Annotated in this window: 8 protein-coding genes; 5 read left to right on the top strand and 3 right to left on the bottom strand. The window is 63.6% G+C overall.

Features of this window, described 5'->3' with window-relative positions:
* Positions 1-74 precede the first annotated feature (74 nt).
* Positions 75-1508 (bottom strand): cysteine--tRNA ligase, encoded by a 1434-nt coding sequence (gene cysS, locus AC1DXM_RS16855; RefSeq protein ID WP_477234357.1) that lies wholly within the window; start codon positions 1506-1508, stop codon positions 75-77.
* 465 nt (positions 1509-1973) lie between these two features.
* On the opposite strand from cysS, the gene AC1DXM_RS16850 reads away from it, so the two are divergent.
* Entirely contained in the window at positions 1974-2129 is a 156-nt protein-coding gene (locus AC1DXM_RS16850) for a hypothetical protein (protein WP_112560752.1), read from the top strand.
* Between the two features lie 133 nt (positions 2130-2262).
* On the opposite strand, the gene AC1DXM_RS16845 is transcribed toward AC1DXM_RS16850, so the two are convergent.
* A complete protein-coding gene (locus AC1DXM_RS16845) occupies positions 2263-3027 on the bottom strand; it encodes an SOS response-associated peptidase (RefSeq protein WP_477234354.1) in 765 nt (254 codons plus the stop codon).
* Between the two features lie 125 nt (positions 3028-3152).
* On the opposite strand from AC1DXM_RS16845, the gene AC1DXM_RS16840 reads away from it, so the two are divergent.
* The 4 genes from AC1DXM_RS16840 to AC1DXM_RS16825 all read left to right on the top strand — a co-directional run bounded on the left by AC1DXM_RS16840 (position 3153) and on the right by AC1DXM_RS16825 (position 5523).
* On the top strand, positions 3153-3578 hold the full coding sequence (locus AC1DXM_RS16840; RefSeq protein WP_477234352.1) for an NUDIX hydrolase: 426 nt from the start codon (positions 3153-3155) through the stop codon (positions 3576-3578).
* 49 nt (positions 3579-3627) lie between these two features.
* A complete protein-coding gene (locus AC1DXM_RS16835) occupies positions 3628-4002 on the top strand; it encodes a TIGR02301 family protein (RefSeq protein WP_477234350.1) in 375 nt (124 codons plus the stop codon).
* Positions 4003-4335: 333 nt separating this feature from the next.
* Complete coding sequence (locus AC1DXM_RS16830) at positions 4336-4593, top strand: hypothetical protein (protein ID WP_477234348.1); 258 nt, start codon at positions 4336-4338, stop codon at positions 4591-4593.
* Between the two features lie 126 nt (positions 4594-4719).
* Positions 4720-5523: a hypothetical protein gene (locus tag AC1DXM_RS16825; RefSeq protein WP_477234346.1), complete on the top strand. Its 804-nt coding sequence runs from the start codon at positions 4720-4722 to the stop codon at positions 5521-5523.
* A 15-nt stretch (positions 5524-5538) separates the two neighbouring features.
* Here AC1DXM_RS16825 and AC1DXM_RS16820 read toward each other — a convergent pair whose 3' ends face one another.
* Entirely contained in the window at positions 5539-6870 is a 1332-nt protein-coding gene (locus tag AC1DXM_RS16820) for a dihydroorotase (protein WP_477234344.1), read from the bottom strand.
* Between the last annotated feature and the right edge of the window lie 62 nt (positions 6871-6932).

Below are 6932 nucleotides of genomic sequence, written 5' to 3'. Positions count from 1 at the left end.
ATCTCCCCCGCAAGGGGGGAGATCAGCTGTCATCGGCGCCTTCGCCAACCTCGCAACGGTGCCTCGCGTCACCCTCACCGCTTCACCTCCCAGGTCGTCACGCGCTCTCCAGTCGCCGGATCCTTGCCGTCCTTAAGCTGCACGCCTTGCGCCAGCAGCTCATCACGCACGCGGTCGGCTTCGGCCCAGTTTTTCGCGGCGATCAGTTCCAGGCGCTTGGCGATGGCTTCGGCGACCGCGGCCTCATCGACCTTGGCCGCACCGACATCGAAGCCGAGGAACAGCAGCGAGGCCTTCAGCGAAGCGGCAGCTTCGTTGCCGTCCGCGGCCTTGCCGGCAAGCTGCGTCAGCTGCTGGAAGGCGGCGTAGGTGGCGAGGTCGTCCGACAGCGCTGCCACGACTTCCGCCGGCACCTGCCCTGCGGCCGGCGCCAAGTCCGCGGCGCGTTTCCATTTGCGCAGCGTGTTCTCAGCCTCCTCCAGCTTGCGGACCGAAAAATCGATCGGCTCGCGATAATGCGTCATCAGCATCGCCAGCCGCAGCACCTCGCCCGGCCATTTGCGGCCGCCGAATGTGTCGGTCTCCAGCAGTTCGGCGATGGCGTAGAAATTGCCGAGGCTCTTCGACATCTTCTGGCCCTCGACCTGCAGGAAGCCATTGTGCATCCAGACATTGGCCATGACGTCGGTGCCGTGCGCGCAGCGCGACTGGGCAATCTCGTTCTCATGGTGGGGGAAGATCAGGTCGAGGCCGCCACCATGGATGTCGAAGACGTCGCCGAGATAGGCGGCCGACATGGCCGAGCACTCGATGTGCCAGCCCGGACGGCCCCTGCCCCACGGGCTGTCCCAGCCGGGCTCTTCCGGCGACGACAATTTCCACAAAACGAAATCGCCGGGGTTCTTCTTGTGCGCATCGACGGCGATGCGGGCGCCGGCCTGCTGCTCGTCGAGATTGCGCTTTGACAGTTCGCCGTAGTCCGGCATCGAGGCGGTGTCGAACAATACCTCGCCGGCGGCGACATAGGCATGGCCGCGCTCGATCAGGCGCACGATGAGGGTGATCATGTCGGCCTTGCCGTCGGCGCGGCGCGCGACGAACTCGGTGGCGCGCGGCTCGACCGTCGGCGGCAAGCAGCCGAGGGCCGCGACATCCTTGTGATACTGGTCGGCCGTCTTTTCCGTGACGCGGCGGATCGCCTCGTTGAGCGTCAGTTTTCCCGACGCGATCTCGGCGCCGAAATCGCGCAGCGCGCGGGCGTTAATCTTGTCGTCGACATCTGTGATGTTGCGCACATACGTGACACCAGCCTCGCCGTAGAGGTGACGCAGCAAACGGAACAGCACGTCGAAGACGATCGCCGGCCGCGCATTGCCGATATGGGCAAAGTCGTAGACGGTCGGGCCGCAGACATACATGCGCACATTGCTCGGATCGATCGGGACGAACACGTCCTTCGTCCGCGTTAGCGTGTTGTAGAGGCTGAGACCCTTCGATGCGTCAGACATGCGTGCCCTTCCGGTCCGTTACTCTTTGGTTGAGCATGATCTTATCCGAAAACCGGTACCCACTTTTCACTTCGTGGACCTTCGGTTCGGGATCATGCTCTGGGCCGAGCCGTCCTTGCGCCGAGGCACAAATCGGGCTCCAGCCTGCTGGCCGGGGCGTTTGTCCACTCTGGGGAAAGATGAGGCGAAAACGTCCGGACCAGCGCGAGGCTAGCCAATAATGCAAATGCCACAAATGGCGAAAGACGTTTTCATGGGCGGCTTTATCGCCTTGGCCGGTGTTGCCGTCAAGTCGCAACTTCCGGCAAAAGCGTCGCTGGATCACAGGTCATGAGGCACTGAAACATTTTATTAAACATGTCGGCACAGTCATGAAACATTCGCCGGCTAGTTCACCATGGGTCACGATTCGGTCAGATTCGGCCGGCAAACGCAGACACGGAAATGTTACCAGGGAAGAGATTGATGTCACGAACCAAGCAGGAATCGAGCCGCGCCAAGCAACCGGCGCTCGCCAACCACTACCGCGCGATCGGCCCGGCCGCCATCGTCGCCGCCCTTCTCCACACCGCCAAGAAGAAGAAGCCGGCGCCGAAAATCACCTCGCCCCGCGCTGCCTGATCAAAGCTCGGGCACCGGCCGCCGCCAAGGCGTACGCCGGCACGGAAGGCTGAGACGCCCAAGCGCGCCTGAAACAACAGCACTTCCTAATTGAGCAGGTTCTTCCCGAAGACTGGTTTCTTGGGGTTGTGCTCTAGAACAGTGTCATTTGACTGTCGTCCGCGCCGGGCTTCTGGCGCCTGACCTTCTCGGGCTCAGGCCCGACGATGCCCCTGTCCTGTATCTCGGGCCCGGTGTTGGCGACCTTGTTGACGAGGTCGGAGACCGGCACAGCCTCGAAGAAATCGGGCTGTGCAGGTCTGAGCAGGTCGGCCACGTCGCGCGGCTCGAGCGTGCGGCAGTCCAGCCAGCGGGCAAAATCCTCAGGCGCGATGACCACCGGCATGCGGTCATGGATATGGGCGATGCCGGCATTGGCGTTGACGGTGAGAATGGCGCCGGTATCCATCTCCGAACCACCCGGCTCGGCATAAGTTTCGATCAGCCCGGCAAAGGCGACGAGCCCGCCATTCCTCGGCCGTATCCAGTAGGGCTGGCCCTTCTTGCCGTTGCCCGATTGCTGCCACTCATAAAAGCCGGAGGCCGGAACCAATGCGCGGCGATGGCGCATGGCGGCTTTGAACGAGGCCTTCTCCGCCGCTCCTTCCGAGCGCGCATTGAACAGCAGCGGAAATTCCCTGGTGTCCTTGACCCAGGCCGGGATCAGACCCCACCGCACCAGCATCGCCTGGCGATCCGGCAAATTCGAGCCCGGCATGCGCGGCGGTCCGGAGAGCGCCATCAGCACCGGCTGCGTCGGCGCGATGTTGTAGCGGGCCGGAAACTCCTCCAGCTCCGCCAGGCCGAGCAAGGCAGCGGTCTGGTCCGGCGTGGCCGTCAGGGCAAAGCGTCCGCACATAAAGCAAGCTCGATGAAATGATCCGACCGCGAAGGTGACGATGGAACCGGCCGTGCGCAACCGCTAAAGCTCAATGCCGCCAGCCGTCCACAAGGGTCTGACCTCATATAGGCGAATCGCGATCGATGAACGAGCAGCGCAAGACACTTCCCGCCGTCTCCGTCGCTGTCGTGCGCGGCACGACAGTGCTGCTGGTCAAGCGGGCGCGGCCGCCGTCGCAAGGGGTTTTTGCCTTTCCCGGCGGCAAGGTCGAGCCTGGCGAAACGCTTGCGGAGGCAGCGGCGCGTGAATTGCTGGAAGAGACCGGGCTGCGGGCGAGAGACTATCGTCCGCTTCGCGACATCCACATCGACGGCAGCGGCGAGAATCACCCGGTCGACTATCTCTTGACGGTGTTCGGCGCTGTCTATGCCGGCGGCGAAGCGGCAGCCAGCGACGACGCCGAGACCGCAGCCTTCTATACGCTGGACGAAATGACTGACATGCCGCTCGCGGGCGACGTGTTTGAGGTCGCTGAGGAGCTTCTGGGCTCAAACGGTCCCGGTATCTGAACACAGAGAATCGCCTTGCAGGCGACAAATTGTTTGGCCAGAAAGACTTATGACCCGCGCCGCGCTCTTCCTTGCCGCATGCTTCGCCGCCAGCACGGCTGCCGTCCAGCCGGCGCCGGCCGCCGAGTCGCCGTTCGAGCCTGGGCTGATGCGGCTGGCCGAGGTGCTGGGGTCGCTGGATTTCCTGCGCAATCTGTGCGGCGAAAAGGGCGACCAGTGGCGCACGGAGATGGAAAAGCTGATCGATTCGGAAAATCCCGATCCGGAACGGCGCGCCCGCTTCATTGCCAGCTTCAATCGCGGCTACCGCTCCTTCGGCGGCACCTACACGCACTGCACGCCGTCAGCGACCGCGGCCATCAGCCGCTACATGAAGGAAGGCGAGACACTGACCCGCGACATCGCTTCGCGCTATGGCAACTGACGAGCGCCGGACTGCGTTATAGCCACACCTTTTCGTGTACCTCCGCCTTGTATCCACGGCATGTTGATGCAATGTTGGTGTTGCACTTTGGCAACAGTATTAACGAAACGTTAGCGCACGGATGTGGAATTAACTCAAACTGAAGGTTTTCATCCCGCTCACCGGTCTAATCGGCTAAGTTTAACCTGGACCGAACGCAGGCGATGAAGTTTGTAAAAGACGATCAAAAAAATGTCGTATTTACAAATACTTACTTAGCCTGCGTGGAGACAGGGACAGCCCAAGCCGGATTCGACCCGTCGGATCGCCGCTTGAAAAGGGTGGACATCGCAAATGGAACATGGCGTCAACGACATCGACGCGCTGGTCAGGGAAGAAAAGCGCCTGACCGCGGTGGAAAGCCATAGCGAGGCCTGGGCGGAAGGTCTGTCGGCCGGCATCGAGCCGGAAATCATCGCCGAGGCAGCACTTGAAATGGCGTTCGGCGAGATGCTGCGCGCCAATGGCGAGACTTCAGCTCTTGCCCTGCTCGACCGCATGCGTGAAAAGGTGATCGCCGGCGCTTTCGAGCCGGAGCGGCTGCGCCACTAGATCTGCCTGCGTCCCTCCGGGCGCAAACCGGCGCTCCGGCGCCTTGATCGGTTCTTTGACGACGGCGCGCCGTTTGGGCATCATGCCTGGCACCTGAAGGAGCCCAGGCCCAAGGAGAGGCAAGCGGTGAATTTTTCGATGTCAGGCCAGCCTCGCGGACTGGTCCTCAGCATCTGGCTTGCCGCTTCCTGCGCCGCGGTTCCGCCGGCACTTGTCCTGACAAGCAGCCCTGCCTACGCGCTGAGCGAGATCAAGCGCGAGGAGCTTCCGGCGCCGGCTGCGCCGCCAGCCAATGGTGAGACGGCGCCATCCGAAAATTCCGTGCCGATGCCAGATCTGCCCGGCACGACGCCGCCAGCGGCCAGCCAGCCGAAGTCACCCGCAGAGCCCGAACAAAGCGAGCCGGAAGGGCCGACCGACGATGGCGGCGTGGCCAACCCGCGTGCCGATCCCGATGCGCCGGTGCCTGAAGTCGTCTACGACCTTTCCAAATTGCCGGAGCCGGTCAGGCGCATGCACGACCTGATGGTCGAAGCCTGCGTCAGCGGCGACATCGAGAAGCTGCGGCCCCTGATCGGCACCGGCGAGACCATGACCCAATTGTCGCTGGGCGAGATCGAGGGCGACCCGATCGCCTTCCTGAAGGGGCTTTCGGGCGACAAGGAAGGCCAGGAAATCCTCGCCATCATGGAAGAGGTGCTCAATGCCGGCTATGTCCATGTCGATGTCGGCACGCCGCAGGAGCTCTATGTCTGGCCATACTTCTTCGCCATGCCGCTGGACAAGCTCGACGCCAAACAGCGGGTCGAACTGTTCAAGATCGTCACCGCCGGCGACTATGACGACATGAAACAGTTCGGCGCCTACATCTTCTACCGCGTCGGCATCACGCCCGCCGGGCAGTGGACATTCTTCGTCGCCGGGGATTGAGTTTTTGCCGTCAGGCTATTTCGCCAAGGCCTCGGAAAACTCCACCGGCCTGCCCTGCCCGGGCGTGACGATCTCGCCTTCCCACATGATGCGACGGCCGCGCACGACGGTGCCGACCGGCCAGCCGGTCACTTGCTTGCCGTCATAGGGCGTCCAGCCGGCTTTGGAGCCGGCCTGCGCATTGGTGATGGTCTCGCGGCGCTTCATGTCGACGATGGTGAAATCGGCGTCGTAGCCGGCGGCGATGCGGCCTTTCCGGGCCATCCCGAAGATGCGCTGCGGGCCGTGGCTGGACAGGTCGACGAAGCGCTGCAGGGTCAGCCGGCCTGAATTGACGTGGTCGAGCATGATCGGCACCAGCGTCTGCACCCCGGTCATCCCCGACGGCGAGGCCGGATAGGGCTTTGCCTTCTCGGCCAGCGTGTGCGGGGCGTGGTCGGAGCCCAGCACATCGACGATGCCTTGCGCAATGCCGTGCCAGACGCCGTCGCGATGGCGTGCCGCCCGCACCGGCGGGTTCATCTGGATCAGCGTGCCCAACCGCGCATAGTCGTCGGCCGCGAGCGTCAAATGATGCGGCGTCGCCTCGCAGGTGGCGACATCCTTGTGCTGTTCGAGGAACAGGATTTCTTCCGCGGTCGAGATGTGCAGGACATGGATGCGGGCGCGGGTGTTTCGCGCAATACGCACCAGCCGCTCGGTACAGCGCAAGGCGGCGATCTCGTCGCGCCAAACGGGGTGCGATGACGGATCGCCCTCAATTCGTTCGCCAAGCCGTTCGCGCAGACGGAACTCATCCTCCGAATGAAAGGCGGCGCGGCGGCGGGTGTTTCTCAGGATCGAAGCGACGCCCTCGTCATCCTCGACCAGCAAGTCGCCTGTGGACGAGCCCATGAACACCTTGATGCCGGCCGCACCGGGGAGCCGCTCGAGTTCGCCGACATCTCCGGAGTTTTCGCGCGTACCGCCGACCCAGAAGGCGAAGTCGCAATGCATGCGGCCGGTGGCGCGCCGCACCTTGTCGGCAAGCGCCGCTTCGCTGGCGGTCAGCGGGTTGGTGTTGGGCATCTCGAAGACGGCGGTGACGCCGCCCAACACAGCCGCGCGCGAGCCCGTCTCCAGATCTTCCTTATGCTCCAGCCCCGGCTCGCGGAAATGCACCTGGCTGTCGACGACGCCCGGCAGGATGTGCAGGCCGCGGCAGTCGACGCTCTCGCCGGCCGAGGCTTGGCTAAGATCGCCGATGGCCGCGATGCGACCGTCCTTGACGCCGACATCGCGCGCGCCCTCGCCGTCATGGTTGACCACCGTGCCGCCTGTCAGGATGAGGTCGTAGGTAGTAGCCATGAGCGTGCGGTCTCTTGCGGGGGGAGTGTCGTCGGCTTACGTAAAGGCCGACCCTTTTGCAA

This window comes from Mesorhizobium sp. P3_A2 (assembly GCF_056403115.1).
This window is presented reverse-complemented; position numbering and strand designations above follow the sequence as displayed.

What these genes read in the sequence shown, in the direction of transcription:
- AC1DXM_RS16835 (WP_477234350.1), top strand. Translation starts at nt 3,628, where the DNA reads ATGACCCGCGCCGCGCTCTTCCTTGCCGCATGCTTCGCCGCCAGCACG.
- AC1DXM_RS16830 (WP_477234348.1), top strand. Translation starts at nt 4,336, where the DNA reads ATGGAACATGGCGTCAACGACATCGACGCGCTGGTCAGGGAAGAAAAG.
- AC1DXM_RS16820 (WP_477234344.1), bottom strand. Translation starts at nt 6,870, where the DNA reads ATGGCTACTACCTACGACCTCATCCTGACAGGCGGCACGGTGGTCAAC.
- cysS (WP_477234357.1), bottom strand. Translation starts at nt 1,508, where the DNA reads ATGTCTGACGCATCGAAGGGTCTCAGCCTCTACAACACGCTAACGCGG.
- AC1DXM_RS16850 (WP_112560752.1), top strand. Translation starts at nt 1,974, where the DNA reads ATGTCACGAACCAAGCAGGAATCGAGCCGCGCCAAGCAACCGGCGCTC.
- AC1DXM_RS16840 (WP_477234352.1), top strand. Translation starts at nt 3,153, where the DNA reads ATGAACGAGCAGCGCAAGACACTTCCCGCCGTCTCCGTCGCTGTCGTG.
- AC1DXM_RS16845 (WP_477234354.1), bottom strand. Translation starts at nt 3,027, where the DNA reads ATGTGCGGACGCTTTGCCCTGACGGCCACGCCGGACCAGACCGCTGCC.